Annotated in this window: 1 protein-coding gene and 1 pseudogene; both read right to left on the reverse strand. The window is 59.5% G+C overall.

Going from position 1 to position 1,126, the window contains the following annotated elements:
* Positions 1-146, reverse strand: a pseudogene (locus EN749_RS39285) (replication initiation protein RepC); the annotation flags it as partial.
* A 226-nt stretch (positions 147-372) separates the two neighbouring features.
* Positions 373-1,126: plasmid partitioning protein RepB (gene repB, locus EN749_RS36130; protein WP_128364997.1), on the reverse strand; the 754-nt coding region annotated here is incomplete at its 5' end.

Below are 1,126 nucleotides of genomic sequence, written 5' to 3' on the forward strand. Positions count from 1 at the left end.
ATCCTGGCGTCCTTGATATCTTGAAAGACATGCCATTTGTGGACGATCACGTCCTTCGGCACAGCCCTTGCGGTGGCTTGGCTTGAGATCATGCCAAGCGTCATTGGTCGCCGCCCAAAGGGCGTCGTTGAGATATGCGTCTGCATCTTTCTTCACCTATTGCTAGGCAATAGAAATCCGCTCGCCGAACCGACGCTCGCCGCTCTTTGAGGGCTTGACTGTGATTCCAGGAAGTGCGATTCTCTAGTTACCACACTTGAGAAGGGCTTCCGGAATGTCGTTTCGGGGGCCTTTTTCTTTTGCCCGGTTTCTAATCCTTTTGCTTTCAAAGCCGAAATTGTCAGCTGACAATCCGCCGAAAGCGATTGTTTTTCAGTGCTTTGCTCCTTTCGACGTGAGATTGGATTTCGATTCAGGGCTTTCCTTGAACTCACTAAGTAGCGCAGGAAGGCGTCGCTGGAGAAAACTGGCGAAGCTCGCGTTGTCGGACACAAGGCGGATGTTGCCGCCCTTCCTCTCGACCCACGCGACACGATCGGAGGTCACGGGTCGGCGCTTGGCCGTCCCGTTCGCAGTACCGACCGCTCGCAGAGCAAGCGTGAAACGCTGATCGGTGTCCGCGGTCTTGAAGTCCGCGGAGGACACCAATTCGGCCAGCTGGGCGCGGGCGCTGGCCTGTTCTAGACCTTTAACGAGCTGGAGCCACCTGGGTCGGCCGATCTTCGGCGCCGGCCCGATCGCCATGATCAGGTCCTCACCCAGTGCCTGCGCTACGGTCAGCAGCCGCGAGACCTCTGGCTTGTCGACACTGAGGGCGGCTGACAGCGTGACGCGGTCGAACCCGTGGCCCTCCATCTGCATGGCGAACCGTGCCCGCTCCACGAAGGTCAGATCCTCTCGCGGCCCATTCTCCTGGCCTTGCAGGATGACCATCTCCTGATCGGAGAGCTTGCGGATGATCGCCTTGAGGCCAAGGCCCAACTCCTGCGTCACACGCCAGCGGCGGTGTCCCGCAGCGATTTGATAGCGCCCCTCTTCCGTCGGGTGCGGGCGCGCGATGATCGGGATCTGTTGGCCGTTCTCAGCGATCGCCGCCTTGAGCTCCTGAAAACGGCTGTCGCTCGTC

It is taken from the genome of Mesorhizobium sp. M7A.F.Ca.ET.027.02.1.1 (genome assembly GCF_004022985.1).
Taxonomy (GTDB): Bacteria; Pseudomonadota; Alphaproteobacteria; order Rhizobiales; family Rhizobiaceae; genus Mesorhizobium.